This window comes from Diaphorobacter sp. HDW4A (genome assembly GCF_011305995.1).
GTDB lineage: Bacteria > Pseudomonadota > Gammaproteobacteria > Burkholderiales > Burkholderiaceae_C > Diaphorobacter_A.
On record NZ_CP049910.1, the window covers coordinates 4701868 to 4726547 of the forward strand.

The 24680-nt window shown below is 61.6% G+C and carries 20 protein-coding genes; 12 read left to right on the forward strand and 8 right to left on the reverse strand.

Annotated features, from left to right (window positions below; genetic code table 11):
* Nucleotides 1–6 precede the first annotated feature (6 nt).
* The 3 genes from G7047_RS21620 to G7047_RS21630 all read right to left on the reverse strand — a co-directional run bounded on the left by G7047_RS21620 (nucleotide 7) and on the right by G7047_RS21630 (nucleotide 3228).
* Entirely contained in the window at nucleotides 7–1533 is a 1527-nt protein-coding gene (locus tag G7047_RS21620) for a tripartite tricarboxylate transporter permease (protein WP_166312201.1), read from the reverse strand.
* Nucleotides 1534–1687: 154 nt separating this feature from the next.
* Nucleotides 1688–2206: a tripartite tricarboxylate transporter TctB family protein gene (locus G7047_RS21625; protein ID WP_166309972.1), complete on the reverse strand. Its 519-nt coding sequence runs from the start codon at nucleotides 2204–2206 to the stop codon at nucleotides 1688–1690.
* 23 nt (nucleotides 2207–2229) lie between these two features.
* A complete protein-coding gene (locus G7047_RS21630) occupies nucleotides 2230–3228 on the reverse strand; it encodes a tripartite tricarboxylate transporter substrate binding protein (protein ID WP_166309974.1) in 999 nt (332 codons plus the stop codon).
* Nucleotides 3229–3451: 223 nt separating this feature from the next.
* Between G7047_RS21630 and G7047_RS21635 the strand changes: the two genes are divergently transcribed.
* Nucleotides 3452–6517: an FAD-binding and (Fe-S)-binding domain-containing protein gene (locus G7047_RS21635; RefSeq protein WP_166309976.1), complete on the forward strand. Its 3066-nt coding sequence runs from the start codon at nucleotides 3452–3454 to the stop codon at nucleotides 6515–6517.
* A 69-nt stretch (nucleotides 6518–6586) separates the two neighbouring features.
* On the opposite strand, the gene G7047_RS21640 is transcribed toward G7047_RS21635, so the two are convergent.
* Nucleotides 6587–7159, reverse strand: coding sequence for a TetR/AcrR family transcriptional regulator (locus G7047_RS21640; protein WP_166309978.1), 573 nt, complete (start codon nucleotides 7157–7159; stop codon nucleotides 6587–6589).
* 422 nt (nucleotides 7160–7581) lie between these two features.
* Between G7047_RS21640 and G7047_RS21645 the strand changes: the two genes are divergently transcribed.
* The 3 genes from G7047_RS21645 (at nucleotide 7582) to G7047_RS21655 (ending at nucleotide 11651) form a co-directional block, all read left to right on the forward strand.
* Nucleotides 7582–8976 (forward strand): MFS transporter, encoded by a 1395-nt coding sequence (locus tag G7047_RS21645; protein WP_166309980.1) that lies wholly within the window; start codon nucleotides 7582–7584, stop codon nucleotides 8974–8976.
* Between the two features lie 95 nt (nucleotides 8977–9071).
* Entirely contained in the window at nucleotides 9072–10217 is a 1146-nt protein-coding gene (locus G7047_RS21650) for an FAD-dependent monooxygenase (protein WP_166309982.1), read from the forward strand.
* Between the two features lie 246 nt (nucleotides 10218–10463).
* Nucleotides 10464–11651 carry an MFS transporter gene (locus G7047_RS21655; RefSeq protein ID WP_166309984.1) on the forward strand — a complete coding sequence of 396 codons (1188 nt, stop codon included), beginning with the start codon at nucleotides 10464–10466 and terminating at the stop codon, nucleotides 11649–11651.
* 13 nt (nucleotides 11652–11664) lie between these two features.
* Here the strand turns inward: G7047_RS21655 and G7047_RS21660 are convergent, their stop codons facing one another.
* Nucleotides 11665–11910: a hypothetical protein gene (locus G7047_RS21660; protein ID WP_166309986.1), complete on the reverse strand. Its 246-nt coding sequence runs from the start codon at nucleotides 11908–11910 to the stop codon at nucleotides 11665–11667.
* 168 nt (nucleotides 11911–12078) lie between these two features.
* Between G7047_RS21660 and G7047_RS21665 the strand changes: the two genes are divergently transcribed.
* Nucleotides 12079–12963 carry an outer envelope protein gene (locus G7047_RS21665; protein WP_166309988.1) on the forward strand — a complete coding sequence of 295 codons (885 nt, stop codon included), beginning with the start codon at nucleotides 12079–12081 and terminating at the stop codon, nucleotides 12961–12963.
* 200 nt (nucleotides 12964–13163) lie between these two features.
* Entirely contained in the window at nucleotides 13164–14834 is a 1671-nt protein-coding gene (locus tag G7047_RS21670; RefSeq protein WP_166309989.1) for a GMC family oxidoreductase, read from the forward strand.
* 42 nt (nucleotides 14835–14876) lie between these two features.
* Here G7047_RS21670 and G7047_RS21675 read toward each other — a convergent pair whose 3' ends face one another.
* Nucleotides 14877–15182, reverse strand: a complete 306-nt coding sequence (locus tag G7047_RS21675; RefSeq protein WP_166309990.1) for a hypothetical protein — start codon at nucleotides 15180–15182, stop codon at nucleotides 14877–14879.
* Nucleotides 15183–15201: 19 nt separating this feature from the next.
* Nucleotides 15202–16458, reverse strand: a complete 1257-nt coding sequence (locus G7047_RS21680) for an ammonium transporter (RefSeq protein ID WP_371813816.1) — start codon at nucleotides 16456–16458, stop codon at nucleotides 15202–15204.
* A gap of 645 nt (nucleotides 16459–17103) precedes the next feature.
* Between G7047_RS21680 and G7047_RS21685 the strand changes: the two genes are divergently transcribed.
* The 6 genes from G7047_RS21685 to G7047_RS21710 all read left to right on the forward strand — a co-directional run bounded on the left by G7047_RS21685 (nucleotide 17104) and on the right by G7047_RS21710 (nucleotide 22640).
* The gene (locus G7047_RS21685) at nucleotides 17104–17862 is read left to right on the forward strand and encodes a TSUP family transporter (protein WP_166309992.1); all 759 of its coding nucleotides are present in this window, start codon (nucleotides 17104–17106) and stop codon (nucleotides 17860–17862) included.
* 164 nt (nucleotides 17863–18026) lie between these two features.
* Complete coding sequence (rocF, locus tag G7047_RS21690; RefSeq protein ID WP_166309993.1) at nucleotides 18027–18944, forward strand: arginase; 918 nt, start codon at nucleotides 18027–18029, stop codon at nucleotides 18942–18944.
* Nucleotides 18945–19128: 184 nt separating this feature from the next.
* Nucleotides 19129–19893, forward strand: coding sequence for an ABC transporter substrate-binding protein (locus G7047_RS21695; protein ID WP_166309994.1), 765 nt, complete (start codon nucleotides 19129–19131; stop codon nucleotides 19891–19893).
* A 62-nt stretch (nucleotides 19894–19955) separates the two neighbouring features.
* Nucleotides 19956–20738: an amino acid ABC transporter permease gene (locus tag G7047_RS21700; protein WP_166309995.1), complete on the forward strand. Its 783-nt coding sequence runs from the start codon at nucleotides 19956–19958 to the stop codon at nucleotides 20736–20738.
* Complete coding sequence (locus G7047_RS21705) at nucleotides 20735–21496, forward strand: amino acid ABC transporter ATP-binding protein (RefSeq protein ID WP_166309996.1); 762 nt, start codon at nucleotides 20735–20737, stop codon at nucleotides 21494–21496. The genes G7047_RS21700 and G7047_RS21705 overlap by 4 nt, the downstream gene beginning before the upstream one ends.
* Before the next feature lie 250 nt (nucleotides 21497–21746).
* Nucleotides 21747–22640 carry a DMT family transporter gene (locus G7047_RS21710; RefSeq protein ID WP_166312202.1) on the forward strand — a complete coding sequence of 298 codons (894 nt, stop codon included), beginning with the start codon at nucleotides 21747–21749 and terminating at the stop codon, nucleotides 22638–22640.
* Nucleotides 22641–22718: 78 nt separating this feature from the next.
* Here the strand turns inward: G7047_RS21710 and mrdA are convergent, their stop codons facing one another.
* Nucleotides 22719–24674 carry a penicillin-binding protein 2 gene (mrdA, locus tag G7047_RS21715; RefSeq protein WP_166309997.1) on the reverse strand — a complete coding sequence of 652 codons (1956 nt, stop codon included), beginning with the start codon at nucleotides 24672–24674 and terminating at the stop codon, nucleotides 22719–22721.
* Nucleotides 24675–24680: the final 6 nt, after the last annotated feature.

Genomic DNA, 24680 nt, shown 5'->3' on the forward strand with positions numbered 1-24680 from the left:
TCGTCTTCAAGTCATGTCCACGGCAGGCACGGCTTTCTTTTTCTGCCCCTTTACCTTCGCCATCATCACCCCAATCACCGGCCAGAACAGCAGAATCAAAGCCAGCGTGATGATCGTCCCCGACAGCCCGTTGTGCCAGAACACGCCAACGTTCCCGTTGCTGCCGAGCATGCTCTGTCGGAAGGCGTCTTCCATGCGGTCGCCGAGCACGATGGCGAGCACCATGGGGGCGAGCGGGTAGTCGAGTTTCTTGAACACATAGCCGACCACGCCGAACAGCAGCATCATCCAGATGTCGGAGGCCGATCCGTTCACGGTGAATGCACCGATCGCGCAGACCATCAGAATCATCGGTGCGACGATGGAAAACGGGATGCGCAAAATCGCGGCAAACAGCGGCACGGTGGAGAGCACGATGATCAGCCCCGCGAGGTTGCCCATGTACATGCTGGCGATCAGGCCCCATACGAAATCTTTTTGCTCAGTGAACAGCAGTGGGCCGGGCTGCAGGCCCCAAATCATCAAACCGCCCAGCAGCACTGCTGCCGTGGCGGAGCCCGGAATGCCGAGCGCGAGCATGGGCAGCAGCGCCGCCGTGCCAGCGGCATGCGCGGCAGTTTCGGGCGCGAGCACGCCTTCGGCCTCGCCCTTGCCGAAGTTGTCGCCCTTGCGCGAGAACTTCTTTGCCAAGCCATAGCCCATGAAGCTCGCAGCCACCGCGCCGCCCGGCGTCACACCCATCCAGCAGCCCACAGCGGACGAACGCAGCATGGTGAGCCAGTAGCGCGGCAGGCTCGCCCAGGTCTTTAACACCACCTTAAGATCGATCTGCGCTTTTTTTCCTTTGAAGGCGAGTCCTTCCTCGATGGTGATAAGTATTTCGCTGATGCCGAAAAGACCGATCACCACCACGAGAAAATCAAAGCCGCGCAGCAGTTCACTGGAACCAAACGTCATGCGCAACTCGCCGGAAATCGTATCCATGCCGACAGCGGCGAGCAGCAAACCTACGCCCATTGCGGCAACGATCTTGGCCTTGGATTCCTTGCCCATGCCGATGAAGCTGCAGAACGTGAGAAAGAACACGGCGAAGAATTCTGGCGGGCCAAATTCGAGTGCGAATGAGGCGACGAGCGGTGCGAGAAAGGTGATCAGTAACACGCCCGAAATCGCGCCGATGAACGAACCGGTAAACGCCAGCGTGAGCGCCTCCCCCGCTTTGCCCTGCTGGGCCATCGGGTAGCCGTCGAAGGTGGTAGCGACGGACCAGGCCTCGCCCGGAATGTTGAACAGCACCGAGGTGATCGCACCGCCGAACAGCGCACCCCAGTAGATGCAACTCAGCAGGATGATGGCCGAGGTGGGGCTCATGCCAAAGGTGAGCGGCAGCAGGATGGCGACGCCGTTCGGGCCACCGAGGCCGGGGAGCACGCCGACGACGATGCCAAGCAAGATGCCGACCAGCATCAGCCCCATGTTGTTCCATGACAGCACGACGCTGAAGCCGTTCATCAGAGCGCCAAAGTCTTCCATCATCTGACTCCAACTTTTACGAAGCCTTCCGGCTTCGATTGGTTATTTGTTTTGAGGCGGCGATCTTGCCGTTGTGGTGCTGAGTTCACACCGCCGTTACCCCGGCATGATCCGCATGCCCCACGTGCGCTTGTCCGTGGATACTTTTGCTCTCTCAGTAGCCCAGCCACGCTTCCAGTGGTCCCTTTGGCAACGGCACCTTGAACTGGATTTCAAACACCACGAACACGATCACGTTGGTGAGCACGCCGAGCGCAATCGATTTCCACCATGCGTATCCGCCTGCGAAGCGCATGAAGGCGGCGATGAACAGTGCGGAGGCGACATAGATGCCGAGCGTGCCGATCAAGGCGATGTAGATGGTGAGCGGCACCAGCACCTGAGACACGCTCTTGAGCTGCGACCAAGTGGCGAACAGTTCGTCGCCCTTGTGCCGGAACGCCTGCCACGCCGCGCACAATGCAGCGATGGCGACGGCGATGCCGATGCGCAGGGGGAAGTAACCCGCCTGCGGGCCGGTGGATTCGTCCCAGCCTGCGCCTATGCGCTGGTTGTCCCAGATGACCAGTGCGGCGAGTGCGAACAGGATGAACGCCACAGCCCATTCGACCGAGCGCCTGCTGATGCCGCGCTCAGCGCCGTGGTCGTCAATCGTTTGGCTTGAATCGGACATGCTGCGTCAATCTCTTATGTCCGTCACTTCATGAACCCGGCGGTTTTCATGATTTCTGCATGACGCGCTTCATCCTGCTTAAGAAAGTCGACGAACTTCTGGCCCACCATGAAATCCGGGCGCAGCGCGTTCTTTTCGAGGTACTCCTTGAACTCAGGCGTCTCCACCACCTTGGTGAGCAGGTCCTGATAGAACTTGGATTGATCGGCGCTCACGCCACCGGGCAGGAAGAAGCCGCGCAGCATGTTGTAGGTCACATCAAGGCCCTGCTCCTTGCAGGTGGGAATGTCGGCCCAGCTTTGCGCGTCGGTCACTTTGGTGGTGTAGCTGCTGCGCTTGTCGGAGAACAAGCAGAGCGCGCGTATCTGGCCCGCGCGCCATTGGGCGATGGATTCGCTGGGGTTGTTGGGATTGGAATCGATGTGCTTGCCCACGAGCTGGGTGCTGGCCTCGCCGCCGCCCTTGTAAGGGATGTAAGTGAACTTGGCGCCGCTCTTGTGCTCGACCTCAGCGGTGATCACCTGGTCTTCGCGCTTGGAGCTGGTGCCGCCCATCTTGAACTTGCCGGGGTTCTTCTTCACGTCGGCGATGTAGTCGGCCGAGGTCTTGTAGGGCGTGGTGGCGTTCACCCACAGCACGAACTCGTCCTGCGCGACCATGCCGACGGGTGTGAGGTCCTTCCAGTTGAACGGCAGACCGGTGGCCATCGGCACGGTGAAGATGCCGGTCGATGCGACCAATACCTTGTGCGCATCCTTGGCCGCGCCCTTCACATCAAGGATGCCTTCGGCGCCCGATGCGCCCGCCTTGTTCTGGATGACGATGGGCACCTTCACCAGCTCGTGCTTGGTGATGGCGGCCTGGATCACGCGCGCCATCTGGTCGGACGCGCCGCCCGGCGAGAACGGCACGACGAATTCGATGGCCTTGGTGGGCGCCCAGTCGGCATGTGCCACCCCGGCGAGGGCCAGCAGAGAGATCGCGGCGGCGGCCACGGCGCGGACGGGTTTGCTTGCGGGCATGGTGAGTGTCTCCTTCATCTCTTGAGGGTGAGTGGCTCTGATCGGCCATTGATATTTTTCTCAGTTCCTGCAGTTTTGCATTCAAAAGACAAACATGAATCATGGATTTCCCTGAAACATATGGGAAATCCGTGACAAATAATGAATGCAAAATTGAAAACGTCGCTGACTTTGGCGGGAATGGACAAATCCGTTGCCCTACAGCGACCACCTGAAAGCCCCCATGCAGATCGATCCTCAGCACCGTCTCGCCCCCGCCGGCACCGTTCTTCCGCCCAACGAGGTGTGTCACCAGCTCGAGCAGCGCTTGCGCGCGGAAACCGCAGCCGAGGTGATGTTCGACGCCGCATCGCGCGGACGCTATGCAACGGACGCGTCGATCTACCAGATCATGCCGGTGGGCGTGATGGTGCCGACCAGCGAGCGCGACATCACGACCGCGCTCTCCATCGCGCGCGAACTCAAGGTGCCCGTGCTGCCGCGCGGCGGCGGCACCAGCCAGTGCGGCCAGACCACCGGCGCGGCGCTGGTGATGGACAACACCAAGCATTTCCGCAAGGTGCTCAGCGTGGACGTGGAAAACCGCACGGCCACCGTCGAGCCCGGCATCGTGCTCGATCACCTCAATGCGCAGCTCAAACCGCACGGGCTCTGGTATCCCGTTGACGTGTCCACCAGCGCGCAGGCCACGCTCGGCGGCATGGCGGGCAACAACTCCTGCGGTTCGCGCTCGATCGCCTACGGCAACATGGTGCACAACGTGGTCGGCGCAAGCGCGTTGCTCTCCAATGGCGATCTGCTGGACTTCGGGCCGGTGTCGCAACTGGGCGCAAAAGAAACGCAGCTCGCGGAGTTCGTGCGCTCGCTCGCGCGCCAGCATCAGGCCGAAATCGAGGCACGCTGGCCCAAGGTGATGCGCCGCGTGGCGGGCTACAACCTCGACATCTTCCACAACCAGAACGAGAAGCCGTACACCAGTGACGGCTCGGTCAATCTCGCGCATCTGCTGATCGGCTCGGAAGGCACGCTGGCCTATACGAAGAGCCTCACGCTCAGGCTCTCGGAGCTGCCGAAATCCAAGGTGCTCGGAGTGATCAATTTCGAATCGTTCCACCGCGCGATGGACTCAGCGCAGCACATCGCCCGGCTCGGGCCCTGTGCGGTGGAACTGGTGGATCGCACGATGATCGACTTGGCGCTGAGCAATCCGGCTTTCCGCCCGACCATGGAAACCGCGCTGATCAACGGCACGCCCGCAGCGATTCTGCTGGTGGAATTCGCGGGCGCGAACAAGGCCGAACTGCTGCCCAAGCTGAAGCAACTGGTCGAGCTGATGGGCGACTTGGGCCTGCCCGGCACTGTCGTCGAAATGCCCGACGACGCGCCGCAGAAGAACCTGTGGGAGGTGCGCAAGGCGGGCCTCAACATCATGATGAGCCTGAAGGGCGACGGCAAGCCGGTGAGCTTCATCGAGGACTGCGCGGTGCCACTCGAACATCTGGCCGAATACACCGACGGGCTCACCGAGGTCTTCGCGAAACATGGCACGCGCGGCACCTGGTATGCGCACGCATCGGTGGGCACGCTGCATGTGCGGCCGATTCTGGACATGCGCGTCGATGGCCCTGAAGGCGGTGCCGCCAAAATGCGTGCCATCGGCGAAGAGGCAGCGGAGTTGGTGCGCAAGTACAAGGGCGCGTTCAGCGGCGAACACGGCGACGGCCTGTGCCGTGGTGAGTGGATCGAATGGCAGTTCGGCCCCGCGATCAACGAGGCCTTCCGCGCCATCAAGCAACAGATGGACCCGCTCAACCTGTTCAACCCCGGCAAGATCATCGACACGCCGCGCATGGACGACGGCACGCTGTTCCGCTTCGCGCCGCCCAGCAGCGGCAAGCCCTACAAGCGCATTCCGATCACGCCCGCGCTCGACTGGTCGGCATGGAACGTGGATGCCGATCCCGTCACCGAAGAGGTGAGCACGCCGGGCACCGGCGGCGACGTGACCGGCGGATTCGCCAAGGCCGTGGAGATGTGCAACAACAACGGCACCTGCCGCAAGTTCGACGCGGGCACCATGTGCCCGAGCTACCGCGTCACACGCGACGAACAGCACGTTACGCGCGGGCGCGCCAACACGCTGCGGCTTGCGCTCTCGGGCCAGCTCGGCCCAGATGCCTTCACCAGCGAGGAGATGCACGAGACCATGGACCTGTGCGTGGGCTGCAAGGGCTGCAAGCGCGACTGTCCGACCGGTGTGGACATGGCGAAGATGAAGATCGAATTTCTCTCGCACTACAAGGCCAAGCACGGCCACACATTGAAGGACAAACTCATCGCCAAGCTGCCTGACTACGCCGCATCGGCCAGCCAGTTCTCATGGCTCATAAACCTACGCAACAGTGTGCCCGGCGCGGCATGGCTCGGCGAAAAAGTGCTGGGTCTCTCCGCCAAGCGCAGCCTGCCCGCATGGCGCAGCGACACCTTCTGGCACATGCAGGAAGAGGACCGCGCGCTGTTCTCCGACCTCGAATCCACGCTCGCCGCCGCGCGCTTGCACCAGAAGGCGGCCGTCCTGTTCGTCGACACCTTCAACGGCACCTTCGAAACCGAAAACGCCCTTGCCGCCGCACGCGTGCTCAAGGCCGCAGGCTATGTGATCCACACCGTCGAGAAAGGCAACGGCAGCCACCACTGCTGCGGGCGCACCTACCTCGCGAGCGGCATGGTCGACGAGGCCCGCGAGCGTGCCGGTGCGCTGATCGACGCGCTGCTGCCGCTCGCGCAGGCAGGCGTTGCAGTGGTCGGACTCGAGCCCTCATGCCTGCTCACGCTGCGCGACGAGGCGCTGGTGCTGGGCCTTGGCGACAAGGCGGTCACCGTGTCCAAGCAGGCGCTGCTGTTTGAGGAATTCATCGCCAAGGAAATCAAGGCTGGCCGCTTCGCGCTCAAGCTGCGCCCTGCCGGACAACAGATTCTGCTGCACGGCCACTGCCACCAGAAGGCGTTCGGCGCGGTCACGCCGATCATGGAGGTGCTCAGGCTCATCCCCGAAACTCAGGCCGAGCTCATCGATAGCAGTTGCTGCGGCATGGCTGGCAGTTTCGGCTACGAGGCCAAGCACCACGCGGTCTCGATGCAGATGGCCGAGGCCGCGCTGCTGCCCGCGATCCGCAAGCAGCCCGACGCCATCGTCGTCGCCGACGGCACCAGTTGCCGCCACCAGATCGCCGATGGTGCGCAGCGCGAGGCGGTGCATGTGGCGCGGCTGCTGGCGTCGCTGATGTAGTGGCCTCGATGGGTTGCGCCAAATGCAAGCCTCTGCGCCCAACAAGTCAATGCTGGCGCGATTTCTGCGTCATTTGAAGGTGGCAGCCACAACGGTGTCCACCGTCGCGTAGGCGTCCTGGATGTCCGGCTCCGCGCCGGTCAGCAGTGCGCGGGTCAGGCGTAGGCCGCAGGTCGCGCCGTACAACATGCCTGCGGTGATCTCCGATGGCAGCGCAAGCACACGTCGCTTCTCGGGAATACGCTCGATGGATTGAATCAGTTTCTCCCGACTCTTGCCGATGCCCATGGCCACGAAGGTGTCGGCCAGGCCCTGATTCTTCGTGCTCTCGCTGATGGCCAAGCGGCACAGGCCGATATGTCGCACCGACAGTACATGGTCCACCATCACCCTCAGGCGCAACCGCAACTCGTCCACGGGATCGGAGCTGTCCACCTCGAACGCCTTTTCCGGCCAAATGTAGGACGACCCGATCAGTTCGCGCAACAGCTCGTTCTTGTCCGCAAAGGTCTGGTAGAGCGTGCGTTTGGACATGCCAGCGGCGGTGGCGATCTCGTCCATGGTCACCTTGTCATAACCCCGCGCACCGAACAGCGCCTCGGCAGCGGCGAAGAGAGCCGCTCGGCGCTCCTGCGTTGTCATCTCGGGTGGTCGTCCTGTTCTTGCCATGGGAAGTGATGTGCCTGTGCTGATCCGTTGAAAGATGAATTCTAGTGGGCGCCTCCATCCTCCCTAGGTCGCACGGGGGCTCATGTTTTGCGCTCAAGGAGAGGGCAAGAAAGCACAAGCCCAACCCGGGGCAACCGTCTTTGAGCCGAGACAAACAGGCATCACGATTTAGGAAACTCATTAGGGTTTTAATTGACTTGACTTAAGAAACTCGCGGGTGTTTTAATTTGTACATGGCTTGAACGAGACGTTTTTGTCATGCCTCAACACTCGTTTTTCAGCCAGGCAGTCGTCTGGCTGATGGAATTTCCAAAAGAACTCAAGGATTCCCTGTGACTCCCCCCTCCACCTCATCACCCGCTGGCCGCCCGGATGCGCAAGCCAGTGGACGATCGATGCTCATCCCACTCATCGTGGCCATCGCATTCTTCATGGAAACGCTGGACGCGACGATCATCGTGACCGCGTTGCCGAACATGGCGCAGAGCTTTCATGTCGATGTCGCGCGAATGAGCGTGGGTATCACGGCGTATCTCATGGCTGTCGCCGTCTGCGTGACCGCATCGGGTTGGCTGGCCGATCGCATCGGAACGCGAACCCTGTTTGCCACAGCAATCGCAACGTTCACGTTGGCGTCGGTCCTGTGCGGGCTCTCGCAGGACTTTCACGTCTTCATCGCAGGACGCGTGTTGCAGGGCATGGCCGCCGCGATGATGAGTCCAGTGGGCCGATTGGTGGTGCTGCGCACTTCGCAGAAAAAGGATCTGGGCCGGGCGCTCTCTGCATTGATCTGGCCGGGATTGGCGGCGCCCGTGATCGGCCCACCATTGGGAGCATTCATCACCAGCGTCGCCGACTGGCGCTGGATTTTCTACGCCAACATTCCTGTCGGTCTGATCGGCGTGGCACTCGTGATGCTGTACATCCCCAATGAGCGCCAACCCGCCAAACCATTCGATTTCATGGGCTTTGTGTTGATGGCCTTGGGACTGGGTGCGCTGACCTATGGCCTCGATCTGCTGAGCATTCGAGAAGAGTCCGCCATGTCCTGGGGCGCGGCATTGCTCGCCGTGGCCTGCGCACTGGGCACGGTCGTGCACTGGCACCTGCGCCGCACGGCGCATCCATTGGTCAACCCGTCCATCCTCAAGGTGAAATCGTTCTTCATCAGCAGTGTGACTGGCGGCGTGATCTCGCGTGCTGCCATCAGCGCGACGCCGTTCCTGCTGCCGCTGATGTTTCAGTTGGCCTATGGAATGACCCCGCTTCAGTCGGGTAGCCTGCTGGTGATCTACATGCTTGCCAATCTGCTCATGAAGACCGTCACCACACCGATTCTCAAGGCCATCGGCATTCGCAATGCGCTCATCTGGAGCAGCCTTGTCTCGGGCGTCGGCATTGCACTGTGCGGCTTTGTGTCTCCACAGGCCGACCTGCTGCTGAATGGCGTGATTCTGGCGTTTGCCGGTGCGGGCCGATCCATGCAACTCACAGCGATCACGATGGTCAATTTCGCAGATGTTCCGCCGCCTCAACGCCAACCGGCTTCGGTGCTGTCGTCCCTGACTCAGCAGATCGGCATGGGCGCTGGCGTCGCCGTGGGCGCCCTGCTGCTGACCCTGAGCCAGACCTCGCGTGCAGCCGCCGTGCTGGCACTCCCGGACTTCCGGCTGGCGCTCGTGCTTGCCGGGGTGATGAGTGCATCGGCAGCGCTGTTCTACATGGGCCTTGCCAAGGACGTAGGTGACGAGATCACGGGTCGGGCTCCAAGCGCCCGCCCCAGTGCCTGAGCGATACCGCACTTCGGAAGTCTGTTTATCCAGTCACGGAATGTCCGGTTCCGGGCATTCCGTCCTATATCAAAAAATTTCAAAAGGAGATGGTTATGAGTACAAAAAACATATTGGTGATCGGCGGCGGTATCGGTGGCATTTCAGCCGCCATCGCCATGCGCAACAAGGGCTTCAACGTCAAGGTCGTGGAGCTGCAGGCCGACATGCACTCGTCGGTCTTCGGAGTGGGCATCATCCAGCCCGTGAACGCACTGCGCGCATTGGAAGCCATTGGCTGTGCCGACGCCTGCATGAACGCCGGATATGCCACCCGTGCCTGGGGCAAGATGCTGGACTTCGAGGGCAAGGAAGTGCGCGAGATACCAGGCGCCGCCATCCCTGGCAGTGAACTGCCACCCATGAACGGCCTGACACGTCCCAAACTGCACGAGATTCTCACCAAGAAGGCGCGCGAAGTTGGCGTGGTCATCGAATACAGCAAGACATTCACCGAGATCGCCGACAACGGTGAGAACGTGCGCGTGGCGTTCTCGGACGGTACAAGCGGCGTGTTCGACTTCGTGGTCGGAGCCGACGGCACCTACTCCAAGGTCCGAACACATGTGCTGGGCATCGATCTCAAGCCCACCTATAACGGGCAGTCCGCCTTCCGCGTGAACATCCCCAGACGCATTCCGGGGCAGATGGACATCGACCGCATCATTCTCCAACGCGGTCCGGAAGGCATGGCCGGCTACGTGCCAATCGGCCCCGAACTGGCCTACATGTTCTACAACAGCGAATGGGAGCAGGGCACCTGGCTGGAACAGGACTCGATGGCCGAAGTGCTGTGCGACAAGCTCAAGGGATTCGGGGGACTCACGGGCGCGGTGCGTGATCATCACATCAAGGACTCCAGCGCCGTTGTGTTCCGCCCCATCGACTGGATGATTGCTCCACCGCCATGGCACAAGAACCGCATCGTGCTGCTGGGCGACGCGGCGCACGCCTTCCTGCCGCATCTGGGCCAGGGCGCAGCGCAAGCCATCGAAGACGGCGTGGTGTTGGCCGAATGCCTCGACTCGTCCAGTGATCCGGACGTGGCGTTCCAGGAATACACCGACCGCCGCTATGAACGATGCCGCCTCGTGATTCAGTGCTGCGTCGATATCGGCGAATGGGAAAAGGGCCGCAAGCCTGGCTTCGACAACATCGCCGCCACTCAGAAGGTCATCGAGACCATGGTGCAGCCGATCTGATGCACGAACAGGAGCCCCGGTCGAGGCCCGCACTCACACGCATGGCGGACAACCGACGCAGGCTCCCGTCAGCGGGCTCCATTCCCTGAGCCAACGATTCACAGCCCATTCCCGTCGCATGGGACTTGACCCCAAGAGTCGAGCCGATGCATCTGCGCTCCGACGACGCACGGGTCGTTCATTCATGAAGGCGTGGCGCCCGGCGCCTCGCCCAAGGAGAAGAAAATGCAGGAGACAAAACAAAAAATGCCCACGATCGAAAGCGTTCGTGGCACGCTGACCTTGATGGTCGGAAATTGTGCGGGCATGCTCGACCTGATCGCGCTGCCACTCTGGGTTGGCACCCTGGTCGTGCACTATCACTTTGACCCTCAGCAGGCGGGCGGTATGCCCACCTTGTTTCTGATCGGGGCAGCACTGTCCAGCCTGTTCTTTGCGCCGCGACTCAACCGCCTGAACGCCAAGTGGGCCGTGGTGAGCGGCTTCGCATTGGCGGCGGCCATCTTCGTCATGTGCTCCGGAGAATCCACGCTGGCCGCGCTGGGGCCGTTGCACTTCATTGGCGGCGTGGCGACGGGAATGGCACTCAGCTTCACCCACGGCACCATTGGGCACGCGAACAATCCGCACCGCGTGTTCGCTTTTGCGGGCCTCGCAGTCGGCATTTTCGGCATCATCTTTCTCGGCGGCACACCTGGCGTTGTCGCGAAATTCGGTGGCCCTGCCCTGTTCATTGCGTTCGCCATCACCATGGGGGTCGCAGCGCTCATGGCCTTGCTGAACTTTCCTCGGCGAACCCGCACATTGGACATCAACAGGGACTCAAGTCAGTCGGACACCAAGCCCCTTCCGGGAGCGATCTGGCTGATGATCGTCGCCATCGCATTCATGGCCATGACACAAGCCATGACGCTGAGTTTCTATGAACGCATCGGCATGGTGCGCGGCTTCGGACGCGACATGGTGACGCTGGCTTTGATTGTCTATGGCGTCGTCACGCTGGTTCCAGCGCCTCTGGCCGGATTGCTGGAAAAACACGTGAAAGCCACGACCGTGATCTCGCTCGCACCCATTCTGCAAGGCATCTTCGCGATGATGATCACACACACATCGCACTTCGGGATGTACGAAGTCGCCGGGGCATTGATGGGGTTCACCATCCTGTTCACCCACACCTTCGCATTCGGGCTTCTGGCCAGACTGGATCCCAGCGGCCGTGCGGTCGCCGGAACGCCAGCCATGGTGATGGTGGGCGCCGCGATTGCGCCATTCCTTGGCGGCACGCTGGTTCACTACATCGGCTACACAGCCATCGGCTATGCCGCTCTCGGTCTGGTTGCCGTACAACTCGTGCTGTTCAATGCGGCCAGGCGGTCGATTCAACGTCGACCCGAATATATGTCGCCCACGATCAACGCCTTACCACAGGCCTGAATAATGGGCTGAATCAATAATCCGAAGCGCTTCTCGAAACGCTGCCATCTGCATATTCAAAAAATCTCATCCGCTGCATTCCATTGATACCGGCGGTTATTGACTCGCCCATTTTCAATTCACCCACCAATATACGATTCGTCGTTGTTCGCCCTAACCTTTCAAAAGGTGGATGGCGAATACTTTTGGCGCTACGCCTTGCGTAGCGCCATTTTTTTGTCATTTGAATCAACGAAATGCTAGTGAATTCACTGCCCACACCGTCATTTTCATGAATGAGCAAAAGTGCCAGAAAATCTCATTTTTATCTAAAGCAGAACGACCTTCATTCGAATAATCTTCCTCCCGTCGAATATGTGACAGCGAGTTTTCTCAATCCATGAATTCTCGTTGCCTTTGATCGATGCAATTCACAAGGGATGGAGACATGAAAAGAAATTTCAACATCAAACACCGCACTCAAATCGCCATGGCCATGGCCATGGCATTTTGTTTCAGCACATTGAGCCATGCTCAGGAGGCGCAGGAAAATCACGCGCCCCCAACCAATTGGAACGATACCTTCGTTGGGGCACGATATGGCACTGACTTCTACTTCCCCGGCAGCGACCACAAAGTCGCCCAGAAGATCGGCACGCTCGCCACCGTGGGCGGGTTCAAGTACGGCAGCTACATCTTCAACGTCGACTATCTGGTGTCCGACCAGTACAACCCCGAGGCGAACGGCACCAAGGGGGCGCAGGACGTCTACAGCGTCGGCCGTGTGGACTGGAGTGCCGGCAAGATTCTGGGACAGCAGGTGGGCTTCGGATTCGTCCGTGACGTCGGCTTCACGACAGGCTTCGAGTTTGGAGCCAAGAACGACTTGTATGGCTCGCGCGCTCGCATGCTCGTGCTCGGACCATCGGTCAACTTTGCCGTGCCACGCGGCTACTGGAACGCGATGGCGGGCTTGCGCACCGAGTCCAATCACAACGGCATCGCGCAGGTCGACATCACCTACAAGACCGCATGGCATCTCGAAAGCAGCTGGTTGACTCCGTTCAATGTCGGCTCTGTTCCCATGGTGTTCAAGGGTTTCGCCAGTGTCACTGGCCCCAAGGGCAAAGATGGATTCCATCAACAGACCAAAACCGAGGTGCTGGCTCGTGCCTCGGCCCTGTTCGACGTGGGCGCTTTGATGGGCTCCCCGCGCACCTTCTACATCGGCCCTGCCTATGAATACTGGAAGAACATGTATGGCACGCCGCCATCCGAGGCTGCGGGCACCAAGCGTTCGGCGTTCATGCTCGTTGGAGAAATCCACTTCTGAGTGTGTCGCATCTTGATCAAAAAGCGCGAAGGGGAGGCGGGTGAAAAAACTTCACAAAACCTCTAGCAAGCGCTGATTGCATGAACCTTACGCCACAAATTTCATAGCGTTTCAGCGCTTCCCCTCTCGACACCCGGATGCCGTTGCGCACAATGGCCGCAAGAGACACACCGCCATTCAGACAAGGCATTCGGGCATCCATGAGCGACAACACAGAATTCGACTACATCATCATCGGCGGCGGCACGGCCGGTGCATTGCTGTCCAACCGGCTCAGTGCCGACAAGCAAAAGAGCGTGCTGCTCATCGAGGCAGGAAGGCGTGATGACTATCACTGGATTCACATTCCGGTCGGCTATCTCTACTGCATCGGCAACCCGCGCACCGACTGGCTCTACAACACCGAGCCCGACCCGGGTCTGAACGGTCGCACGCTGCGCTATCCACGCGGCAAGACGCTGGGCGGCTGCTCCAGCATCAACGGCATGATCTACATGCGCGGTCAGGCGCGCGACTACGAACACTGGGCTGATGTCACCGGCGACGATGACTGGCGCTGGGACAACGTACTTTCGGCCTTCCGCCGCCATGAGGACCACTGGCGCCTTGATGATCCGGCCAACGCCACCGAAGCCTTCAAGCAGCTGCACGGCAGCAAGAGCACGGGCGGCTCGGGAGAGTGGCGCGTGGAGAAGCAGCGCCTGCGCTGGGATGTGCTCGACGCCTTCGCCCAAGCGGCGACGCAAGCGGGCGTGCCGGCTACCGACGACTTCAATCGCGGCACGAATGAGGGCGTGGGCTACTTCGAGGTGAACCAGAAATCCGGCTGGCGTTGGAACACCGCCAAGGCGTTTCTACGCCCCACCTGCTATGGCCGTCCGAACTTCGAGATGTGGACCAACGCGCAGGCCACGAAACTCATCGTCGAGACCCAGCCCGATGGCAGCAAACGCTGCACTGGCGCACAGGTCTGGACTGGGCAGGAGATGATCACGGTGAAGGCGAACAAGGAGGTGATCCTGAGCGCGGGCGCGGTGAACTCACCGCAGCTGCTGCAGCTCTCGGGCATTGGCCCTGCGGCGCTGCTGCAGCAGCACGGCATCGACATGGTGCACGAGCTGCCGGGCGTCGGTGCCAACCTGCAGGATCATCTGCAGATCCGCGCGGTCTACAAAGTCCAGAACGTGCCCACGCTCAACGTGCTGGCGAGCAGCCTGGTCGGCAAGGCGAAGATCGGGCTCGAATACGCGCTCAAGCGTAGCGGCCCGATGAGCATGGCCCCCTCGCAGCTCGGCGCGTTCACCCGCAGCAGCGCGGAGCACCAGCACCCCAACATCCAGTACCACGTGCAACCGCTGTCGCTGGACGCCTTCGGCGAACCGCTGCACAGCTTTCCGGCCTTCACCGCGAGCGTGTGCAATCTGAACCCGACAAGCCGAGGCTCGGTCACCATCAAGAACGCCGATTTCAAGACGGCACCGGCTATTGCGCCCAACTACCTGTCCACCGACGAAGACCGCAAGGTCGCCGCCGACAGCCTGCGCGTGACGCGCCGCATCTGCGCCCAACCGGCACTCGCCAAATACTCCCCCGAAGAATGGAAGCCAGGCCCGCAGTACCAGACCGATGAAGACCTCGCCCGGCTTGCGGGCGACATCGCTACCACCATCTTCCACCCCGTCGGCACCACCCGCATGGGCCGTGCAGATGACCCGATGGCGGTGCTCGACTCGCACCTGCGAGTGCGTGGCATCACCGGTCTGCGCGTGGTGGATGCCGGAGCGATGCCGACCATCACCAGCGGCAACACCAATTCACCGACACTGATGCTGGCGGAGAAGGCGGCGGAGTGGATTCGCAAGGGTGAGTGAGCGATCTGCACGCAAGTACAGAAATCTCACGCATCACTCGCCTCAGCGCAGCGAGCCGATGTACTTCTTCGCCTCCACGCGTTGCCGGAGCATGTCTGACGCGCGCTGCACGAGCGGCACGCGCTGCTCGCGATTGAGGTGATCCAGCCACGCCTGCTCCAGTTTGCCAGCCCATTCCAGCAGATCCGCAGCAGGGTTGCGCTCTGCATGCTGACGGGCAAAGGCGATGATGGCCTGTGCATATTCGACGTTCACCGCCATCCACTCGGTGTCCGTCACCCGGCCCGCGTTTCTGCGCAGCAGCACGTGCAGATGCGCGGCAATGGCCACAAGGTCAGCTTCAGGCATGTCGGATCCTCCTTCACGTTCACATGTTCACACGCTCTCTGTGCAGTGCAATATCCAGGCCCACCTGCTCGGACTCCTCGTCCACGCGCAGGCCGATCAACGCGTCCACCAACCAGAACAGCGCCGCCGTGGTGATCACCGTGAAAGCGCCCACGGCCAGAACGCTGATGGCCTGAGTAAGCACACTTCCCGAGACGCCCGCGATGTCCGCATCTGCAAACACCCCCGTAAGCAGCGCGCCCACAATGCCGCCAACGCCATGCACCCCGAACACATCGAGCGAGTCATCCGCTCCGAGCATGCGCTTGAGGCTGGTCGCGCCCCAATAGCAAGCAACACCCGCAATCGCACCCATCATCAGCGCCGAGCGCGGCGTGACGAAGCCCGCGGCGGGCGTGATCGCCACCAGCCCGGCAACGAGCCCCGAGCACAGCCCCAGCAGCGTGATCTTGCTGCGCACCAGATACTCCGCCAGCGCCCAGCCCAGCGCCCCTGCGCAGGCTGCAATGTGGGTAACCGACAGCGCCAGCGCCGCGCGCCCATCGGCCGCGAGCGACGAGCCCGCGTTGAAGCCAAACCAGCCAATCCACAGCAGCGCCGCGCCCACCATGGTGAAACCGAGGTTGCTCGGCTCAAGCGGCTCGCGCCCATAGCCACGACGCGGCCCGAGCATCCAGGCGCAGACCAGCCCCGCCAGCCCCGCATTCACATGCACCACGGTGCCGCCTGCAAAATCCAGCGCGCCCATCTTGGCCAACCAGCCTCCCGGCTCCCAGACCCAGTGCGCAATCGGTGCATAGACGGCGAGACTCCACAGCCCCACGAACACCAGCATCCCCCCAAAGCGCATGCGCTCCACCCATGCACCCACCAGCAGGGACGCCGTGATCACGGCAAAAGCGAGCTGGAACATCGCAAATGCGGCCTCCGGCACATGTGGCGCAAGATGACTGACCGCCACTTTCTGCTGCACGGCGCTGAAATCCAGCCCCCCAAACCAGAACCGCTGGTCCGAGCCGATCCATTCATTTCCTGGAGTGAAAGCCAGCGAATAACCAAAGGTGAACCAGAGAATGCTCACGACAGAAGCAATGCCGATCACGCTCGCCATGGTGTTCAGCACGTTCTTGCGCCGCACCATTCCGGAATAGAACAGCGCGATGCCCGGCAGCGTCATGAGCAACACCAGAATCGTCGCCGTCATGAGCCAGACGGTATCCACCGCACTGATGTCTTGAACCTCCGTGATGGAGGGACGACTGATGGTGGCCGCCACGACGCTTGCCGACCACGCGCCCCCCACACAAGCCCCGAAACCCACCAAAGCCGGGCGTATAACGCCAAATTTCTTGCGCTCCGTCATAGCTCTCCGTGTATCAATGACTACTATTCGTAACCACAAACGCACGAGTCGTGCCAATGACATCAGCTCGGCGCTGCCACAAAAAGGGGCAGCGCCTGTAGTCCTGCGCTCCAAAATAGGGTGGGGAAATCACCAATGCACTATCAATGTGCAACGATTACAGTCCCCTTACTCGAAAGCGCGCCTCGGCACGCAGCGAGGGGACCGAGGAGACGCCACAACTCAAACAACATATTTAAAAAATTCCGAGCATCCCCACAAGATGCCAAATTTCCCAAAAGCGCCGCAATTGCGGCGCTTTTTTTTGGCCAAGAGCGAAGCGAAGTGCCGAAAGCACCTCCTATTGAACGACTGACTCGCGGCGGTTGTCCGAACGCAGCGACGCAGGAGCGAAGTGAGTTCTGCCGCGCGCCCTCGCATTCAAGCGCGTTTTTGGTTAGTTTTTGCACGCAAGCAAAAAGTGACTGCCCCGCCGGGGGCAGTCCTGGCCTCCGCCGCCGGCGCCCCAGCGGAAACAAAAGCAGCCCCGCCTCACCCCCAGTGAGACAATCCCCCTCCATGGAATGGATCATCATCTCAGTAGCCTCGGTCCTCGCAGGCTTCGTGGACGCCATCGTCGGCGGCGGCGGCCTCATATTAGTCCCCGCCCTGTTTGCCACCTTCCCCACCGCACCTCCGGCCACCCTGCTCGGCACCAACAAGAGCGGCTCCGTCTGGGGTACGGCCATTGCGACCTGGCAGTACAGCCGCAAAGTGCAGATCCGCTGGAGCGCCATGCTGCCAGCAGCGGCCGCAGCGGTGATCGGCTCATTTCTGGGAGCTTGGGCGGTCACACTGATTTCAGGCGACTTTCTACGCAAGCTGCTGCCGTTCGTGCTGATCTGCCTGCTGCTGTATACCCTCGCCAAAAAGGATCTGGGGCGCCACCACCTTCCGCTCTACGACGGCAACCGAGAAACCGTGATCGCCTGCGCAATCGGGCTGACCATCGGTGCATATGACGGCTTTTTCGGGCCGGGCACGGGCAGTTTCTTCATCTTCATGTTCGTGCGATTGCTCGGCTACGACTTTCTGAATGCCTCCGCCTCGGCCAAGCTCATGAATCTGGCGAGCAATTCCTCGGCGCTGGTGCTGTTCGCCATGAAGGGCCATATCTGGTGGCACTACGCGCTGGTGCTGGCGGTCTGCAATGTGTTCGGCAGCGTGGCGGGCACACATCTGGCGCTCAAGCATGGTGCAGGCTTTGTGCGCGGAATCTTCATTTTGGTGGTCTCCGCGCTGATTCTCAAAACCGGCTACGACGCCTTCCTGCGCTGAATAGAGACACCCCTTGAGCCACTTCGCGCCAGTTTCATCGATTGCGCGAGGCTTGCGGGAATAGATTTTGCTGACGTGCAAACGGCGCGCGCTTCGCTTACATTCGGCTCGCGACAAGCAAGGCAATATTCGCCGATAAAGACGAACTGCAAGGAAGCCGGAATATGCGAGGCATCACATTGATTGGTGCGCCCACCGATGTGGGTGCGAGTGTTCTGGGCGCCAGCATGGGACCCGAGGCGCTGCGGATTGCGGGCATCACCCAGGCCTTGCGGGGGCGCGACCTGAAGGTGCTGGATTTCGGCAATCTGGTCGGCCCGGGCAATCCTCAAGCGCCAGCGCAGGACGGCTTTCGGCACCTGAACGAGGTCATCGCCTGGAACAAAACGCTGTATGCCGCAACCCTGGACACGCTGACCGCCGGACGCCTGCCGCTGATGATGGGGGGCGACCATTGCCTTGCCATCGGCTCGATCAGCGCGGTGGCCCAGCACTGCCGCGCGCGCGGCCAGCGGCTCAAGGTGCTGTGGTTCGACGCCCATGCCGACTCCAACACGCCGCAGACCAGCCCGAGCGGCAACCTGCATGGCATGCCCGTGGCCTGCCTGCTCGGCCATGGGCCGGCGGCGCTCACCCATTTGGCGGAAACCACTCCGGCCCTGCGGCCCAACGAGGTCACGATGATCGGCATCCGCAGCGTCGATCCCAGCGAAAGACAGTTCGTGAACGAGCACCATATCGACGTTTACGACATGCGCACCATCGACGAGATGGGCATGCGCGCGGTGATGCAGTCCGTGCTCTCGGACGTGGACGAGAACACCCACCTGCACGTGAGCTTCGACATGGACTTTCTCGATCCGGGTGTCGCACCGGGGGTCGGCACGCCGGTGCGCGGCGGACCGACCTATCGGGAAACCCAGCTGTGCATGGAGATGCTGGCCGACTGTGGTGCGCTCGCATCGGTTGATCTGGTGGAGCTCAACCCGGCGCTGGACATTCGCAACCAGACGGCCGAGCTGGCCGTCGAGTTGCTCGAGAGTCTGTTCGGCAAGTCAACGTTGATGCGCGAGAAACGTTGATTCTGTTGTCTTCATGCGCATTCGGGTTAATCCCCGCACATGACGACCAACATGGCGACCCCGATTTTTTATAATGTGGCTGCTTTGTGACACCGCCCCATTACGAGAGGGGGGTCGAATGGTTCCGGCTTGTGATCTGCAATGCCGGATTTTTTGTACCTGATGCGATCCCGCAGGAACACACATGAAGAAGATCTTTGCAACCGTTGCCACCGCCGTCGCTCTGTGCGCCGCCGTTTCCGTGCAAGCACGCCCGTTTGATGCCATCCAGAAGGCCGGCAGCATCACCATGGGTTCGGAAGGCCAGTACGCGCCATTCAACTTCTTCAAGGGCAAGCAGCTCACGGGCTACGAAATCGACGTGGCCGAAGCCGTCGCCAAGAAAATGGGCCTCAAATATGAGTGGAAGACCGTCGGCTTCGACGCACTGCTCACCGGCCTCGCGCAGGACCGCTGGGATCTGGTGATCGCCTCCCACGGCATCACCGAAGAGCGCGCCAAGGCCGTGACCTTCACGCTGCCCCACTACTGCTCGGGCGGCATCATCGTGTCGCTGAACCCCGCCATCAAGTCCGCCGCAGATCTGGCAGGCAAGGTCGTGGCCGTGCAAACCGGCACCAGCTACCTCGAAAACGTGAAGAAAGTGGCCGGCGTGAAGGAAGTGAAGAACTTCCCGACCGACGAGGCTGCCCGCAGTGCGCTGGCCTCCAAGCGCGTGGACGCCTGGGTGACCGACCGTTTCGTCGCCAAGGAAATGCTGGCCAAGGCTCCGAAGGCAGGCTTCAAAACCGGCGACATGCTGTTCATCGAGCAGATCGCCGCCGCCGTTTCCAAGGGCAACACGCCGCTGGCCGATGCCTACAACGCCGCGCTGAAGGCCCTGATCGCCGACGGCACCATCGGCAAAATCTCGCAAAAGTACTTCCAGGAAGACGTGACCTGCAAGTAAGCAGCCACACACACCATTGATTCACTACTGACGCCGGGCCCCGTGGCCCGGCGACGCATCTCATGCTTCTTGCCCTTTGGCCCGCACACTGGAGCCGCTCCCAGCGCAGCAATGCAACGCTGGTGGCGGCTTTGGTGTTGATGGTGCTGGTTCTTGCACTGCTCGGCCAGTTCCTCTCGTATTTCCCCGAACCCATCGGCTCGAACGCCGCCTTCTTCGCCGAAGGCGCGCTCACCACGCTGTATCTCACCATCGTGAGTGGCATCGTCGGCATCGTGCTCGGCACCGCCTCGGCGCTCGCGCGCACCTCGCGCCATGCCTGGCTGCGCTGGATCGCCGGCATCTACATCTGGGCCATTCGCGGCACGCCGCTCTTGGTGCAGATCCTGTTCGTCTATTTCGCCCTGCCCGTGCTGGTGCCGGGCCTGAACCTGCCCGACTTCGCCGCCGCCGTCGTGGCGCTCGGCCTGAACGTGGGCGCGTACAACTCCGAAGCCGTGCGCGCCGGTCTGCTGGCCGTGCCGCGCGGCCAGACCGAAGCCGCCCGCGCGCTCGGACTGCCCAAGAGCCGCGTGTTCCTCGACGTGGTGTTTCCGCAGGCCTTCAAGATTTCGCTGCCGCCACTGGTGAGCAACTTCGTGGCGCTGCTCAAGGATTCGTCTCTGGCCTACGCCATCGGCGTGGTCGAGCTCACCAACGTCGGCAACCGCGTCCAGTCGGCCACCTTCCAGCCGGTGGAAACACTGGTGACCGTGGCCATCACCTATCTGATCCTGACCACACTGGTCACGCAGGTGGCGGCCGCCATCGAGTACCGCTTCGATGTGGAGGGACGCGTCAAATGAGCGAACTTCAACAAAAACCGCAGAAGTGCTACATCGTCGCCGACCAGGTCTGCAAGTCCTTCGGCACACACCAGGTGCTCAAAGACGTCTCAACCTCGTTCAACACCGGCGAGGTCACCGTGATCATCGGCGCGTCCGGCTCGGGCAAGAGCACCTTGCTGCGCGCGATCAACCGCCTCGAGCCGCACGACAGCGGCACCATCACCATCGACGGCAAGCCCGTCACCGACGACGAGAAGACGTTGCAGGCACAGCGCTGCGAAGTCGGCATGGTGTTCCAGCAGTTCAACCTGTTTGGCAACATGACGGTGCTGGACAACATCTCCCTCGCGCCGCGCCGCATTCGCGGCCTCTCGCGCGAGCAGGCCAATGCCAAGGCCATGACGCTGCTCACCCGCGTGGGCCTCAAGGACCATGCGCACAAGTATCCTTGGCAACTCTCGGGCGGCCAGCAGCAGCGCGTAGCGATCGCCCGCGCGCTCGCGATGGAGCCCAAAGTGATGCTGTTCGACGAGCCCACCTCCGCGCTCGACCCCGAAATGGTTCAGGAAGTGCTCGACGTCATGCGCGAACTCGCCAAGGGCGGCATGACCATGATCATCGTCACCCACGAAATGGGCTTCGCCCGCGAAGTCGCCGACCGCGTGATGTTCTTCGACCAGGGCCGCATCGCCGCCGAAGCGCCACCCGCCGAATTCTTCGGCAACCCCGCCAATGACCGGATCCGGGCCTTCATCGGTCGCATGACACCACATTGATCCTCGACGTTGCGTGCTCTGTATTCCAACGGCAAGCTGCGCAGCGCAGCGAGCACTGGAATCACCAGCCACAATGACGAGACAGGCCCTCAGGCCAGGCGTGAAGCCGCAGACAGCACTCTTGTACGGCAAGGCTTCACAACAACGCATGAGGGCCTGTCTCGTCACCCCAAAACGAAGACTCTCAAACCCCGCAAAATCCACAGTTCTTCGAGGCGCCTGCATGCCCGACGACCAACTTCCAATTTCTATGCGCTCCGAACGTCGTGGGCTGGTGGCCCTTTTGATCGTCACTGTGGTGTGGGGAACTACCTTCCCCGCGATGAAACTGCTGTCGGGCCACCTCGACGCGCTGCAAATCATCTGGGCCCGCTTCGCCATCGCGCTGGCCGTGCTCCTCCCCCTGTGGCACGGCATGCGCAGCAACGAGCGCCGCTGGGGAATCGCCCTCGGCGCTCTGCTCTTTATCGCCTTCTGGCTGCAGATAGAGGGCCTCGCGCGCACCACCAGCAACCGCAACGCCTTCGTCACCGGACTCAACGTGCTGGTGGTGCCGATTCTGGCGATGCTCGTGCTCGGCAAGCGCTACGGCCTCGCGCTGTGGGCGGCCTGCGGTATGGCGCTGCTCGGCATGACGCTGATGTTCCATGAAAACGACCCGTGGAATCTGGGCGACACGCTCACGCTCGCCAGCACCTTCTTCTACGCGGTCTACATCCTCGCGCTGGAAGAATGCGCCCGCCGCACCGCCAAGCAGCCGCTGCGCGCCACACGCATGGCCGCGGCGCAGGCGGCAGTCATGTTCGTCGCCGCCAGCATTCTCGTGGTCCTGCGCCACGGTGACATCGAAAGCGCGCTCGGCCCGTTGCTGGATCTGCCGACCTCCTCGTGGATCGCCCTCGCCTACCTCGGCGTCTTCGCCAGCGTGATGGTCGTGACCCTGCAGGCCTGGGGCCAGCAACGCGTGGATGCCATGCGCAGCGCGATCATCTACGGTCTCGAACCGGTGTTCGCCGCCACCGTGGGCTGGTTCCTGATTGGCGAGAGCCTTGGCCTGAACGGTCTGCTCGGCGCCGCACTGATCGTCGGTGCGTTGATCGTGAGCCAGTTGCAACCGCCCAAGGAACTCGCTGCGGCAGCTTGATAGGTCAGGGGGTGAGATTTTAGTGCACGCTGGCGAACCGGAGCCCATCAGCCTTGCCTCGATTCGGCGAATGGCTGCTCAAGGCACGGGCGCCTCGTTGGTCACTATCGAAATATCTTGCACCTTGCGCGGTGTCCCCGTGGGCGCCGTCGCTTGGCCCTTGGACACTGCGGCAAGATCCGCTTCGCTCGGGTACTGCCCCATGAGCCAATAGTCGAACACGCGCCGCACGATGGGGCCAGCCGCGGCCGCACCGAAACCCGCGTTCTCCACGATCACCGCGACCGCGATGCGCGGCTCTTCCAGTGGCGCGAAGGCAGCGAACAGCGAATGATCGCGCTTGTGCTCATCCAGCAGACGCGCGTTGTACTTCACGTTCTGCCCCATGCTCACGGCCTGCGCCGTACCGGTCTTGCCGCCCGAGGTGTACTGCGCGCTCGCAAACAATCGTGCGCCGGTACCCACCTTGTTCACCAGTCCTAGCGACTTGTGGATGACCTCGATGTTCTTCGCGGAGTAGCCCAACGAAAGCCCGGGCGGCTGTTCGATTTCTGTGACCTTGCCAGTGACCGAATCCTTGGTCGCTTTGGCAATGTGCGGCGTGTAGCGCGTACCACCGTTGGCAAGCGTGGCCTCAGCGGCCGCCAGTTGAAGGATAGTGAAGTTGTTGTAACCCTGACCGATGCCCAGCGATACCGTCTCGCCCGAGAACCAGCGCTTCATTTCAGGGCGCTTGTAGGTGTTGCGCTTCCACTCGGTGCTGGGCAGGATGCCGCGCACCTCGCCATTCAGGTCCACGCCGGTGATCTGACCGAAGCCAAGAGGCTTCATGAAGTCGTGGATCGTGTCCACCCCCATGTCCACAGCCAGCGAATAGAAATAGGTGTTGCTCGAATGCTGGATGGCGCGGTACATGTCCACACCGCCGAGACCGCCCTCGTGGCTGCGGAAGGTGCGGCCGCCGAAGTTGAAGAAGCCGGGGTCGTTGTAGACCTGCGTGGGCGAACGCTTGTTGAGTTGCAACGCTGCCAAGCCCATGAATGGCTTGTAGGTCGAACCCGGCGGATAGGTGCCACGCAAGGCGCGATTGAGCAGCGGCTTGTTGATCGACTCGTTGAGTGCGGCCCAGTTTTCCTGATCGATACCTTCGACGAAGAGATTGGGGTCGAACGTGGGCTTGCTCACGAGCGCGAGAATTTCGCCGTTGCGCGGGTCCATGGCGACCAGCGCCCCTCGGCGGTCGCCGAACATTTCTTCGATGAGCTTTTGCAGCTTGATGTCGACCGACAGCATGACCGTGTCGCCAGGCGTCGCGGCATAGCTCGCGAGGCGTCGGACAGCGTGACCACCGGCCGAAGTCTCGAGACGCTCCACGCCCGTGTGGCCGTGCAGCGTCTTCTCATACGAGGATTCGACGCCGAGCTTGCCGATGTAGTCGGTGCCCCGGTAGTTGGCCGCATCATCGGAGTCTTCAATGCGCTCCTTCTCGCGCTGATTGATGCGGCCGATATAGCCGATCAGATGCGCACCGGTTTCACCGAGCGGGTAGCTGCGAAACAATCGCGCCTTGATGTCCACGCCCGGAAAGCGGAAACGCTGTGCCGCAAAGCGTGCGACTTCCTCGTCAGTCAGGCGCGTGCGGATCGGAATCGATTCAAAACTCTTGGAGTCTTCCATCAGCCGCTTGAACTTGCGGCGGTCGCGCGAACCGATCTCGACGATCTTGCCCAGCTCGTCGATGGTGTCCTCCAGATTGGAGACCTTGGCGCGGGTGATTTCCAGCGTGTAGGCCGAATAGTTCGAAGCCAGCAGCACGCCGTTGCGGTCGAGAATCAGGCCGCGATTGGGAATGATGGGAACGACCGCCGTGCGATTGCTTTCGGCCTGTTCAGCCAGATCGTCATGGCGCACGATCTGCAGCACGATCAGGCGGGAGACGATCAGGCAGAAGGCCAGCATCACCACAAAGCCGATGACGATCACCCGCAACTTGAAGCGGGAGACGTCGGCCTCCACATTTCGCAGTTCAGTCATGATGAG

What these genes read in the sequence shown, in the direction of transcription:
- G7047_RS21620 (WP_166312201.1), bottom strand. Translation starts at nt 1,533, where the DNA reads ATGGAAGACTTTGGCGCTCTGATGAACGGCTTCAGCGTCGTGCTGTCA.
- G7047_RS21625 (WP_166309972.1), bottom strand. Translation starts at nt 2,206, where the DNA reads ATGTCCGATTCAAGCCAAACGATTGACGACCACGGCGCTGAGCGCGGC.
- G7047_RS21630 (WP_166309974.1), bottom strand. Translation starts at nt 3,228, where the DNA reads ATGCCCGCAAGCAAACCCGTCCGCGCCGTGGCCGCCGCCGCGATCTCT.
- G7047_RS21635 (WP_166309976.1), top strand. Translation starts at nt 3,452, where the DNA reads ATGCAGATCGATCCTCAGCACCGTCTCGCCCCCGCCGGCACCGTTCTT.
- G7047_RS21640 (WP_166309978.1), bottom strand. Translation starts at nt 7,159, where the DNA reads ATGACAACGCAGGAGCGCCGAGCGGCTCTCTTCGCCGCTGCCGAGGCG.
- G7047_RS21645 (WP_166309980.1), top strand. Translation starts at nt 7,582, where the DNA reads ATGCTCATCCCACTCATCGTGGCCATCGCATTCTTCATGGAAACGCTG.
- G7047_RS21650 (WP_166309982.1), top strand. Translation starts at nt 9,072, where the DNA reads ATGAGTACAAAAAACATATTGGTGATCGGCGGCGGTATCGGTGGCATT.
- G7047_RS21655 (WP_166309984.1), top strand. Translation starts at nt 10,464, where the DNA reads ATGCCCACGATCGAAAGCGTTCGTGGCACGCTGACCTTGATGGTCGGA.
- G7047_RS21665 (WP_166309988.1), top strand. Translation starts at nt 12,079, where the DNA reads ATGAAAAGAAATTTCAACATCAAACACCGCACTCAAATCGCCATGGCC.
- G7047_RS21670 (WP_166309989.1), top strand. Translation starts at nt 13,164, where the DNA reads ATGAGCGACAACACAGAATTCGACTACATCATCATCGGCGGCGGCACG.
- G7047_RS21675 (WP_166309990.1), bottom strand. Translation starts at nt 15,182, where the DNA reads ATGCCTGAAGCTGACCTTGTGGCCATTGCCGCGCATCTGCACGTGCTG.
- G7047_RS21685 (WP_166309992.1), top strand. Translation starts at nt 17,104, where the DNA reads ATGGAATGGATCATCATCTCAGTAGCCTCGGTCCTCGCAGGCTTCGTG.
- rocF (WP_166309993.1), top strand. Translation starts at nt 18,027, where the DNA reads ATGCGAGGCATCACATTGATTGGTGCGCCCACCGATGTGGGTGCGAGT.
- G7047_RS21695 (WP_166309994.1), top strand. Translation starts at nt 19,129, where the DNA reads ATGAAGAAGATCTTTGCAACCGTTGCCACCGCCGTCGCTCTGTGCGCC.
- G7047_RS21700 (WP_166309995.1), top strand. Translation starts at nt 19,956, where the DNA reads ATGCTTCTTGCCCTTTGGCCCGCACACTGGAGCCGCTCCCAGCGCAGC.
- G7047_RS21705 (WP_166309996.1), top strand. Translation starts at nt 20,735, where the DNA reads ATGAGCGAACTTCAACAAAAACCGCAGAAGTGCTACATCGTCGCCGAC.
- G7047_RS21710 (WP_166312202.1), top strand. Translation starts at nt 21,747, where the DNA reads ATGCGCTCCGAACGTCGTGGGCTGGTGGCCCTTTTGATCGTCACTGTG.
- mrdA (WP_166309997.1), bottom strand. Translation starts at nt 24,674, where the DNA reads ATGACTGAACTGCGAAATGTGGAGGCCGACGTCTCCCGCTTCAAGTTG.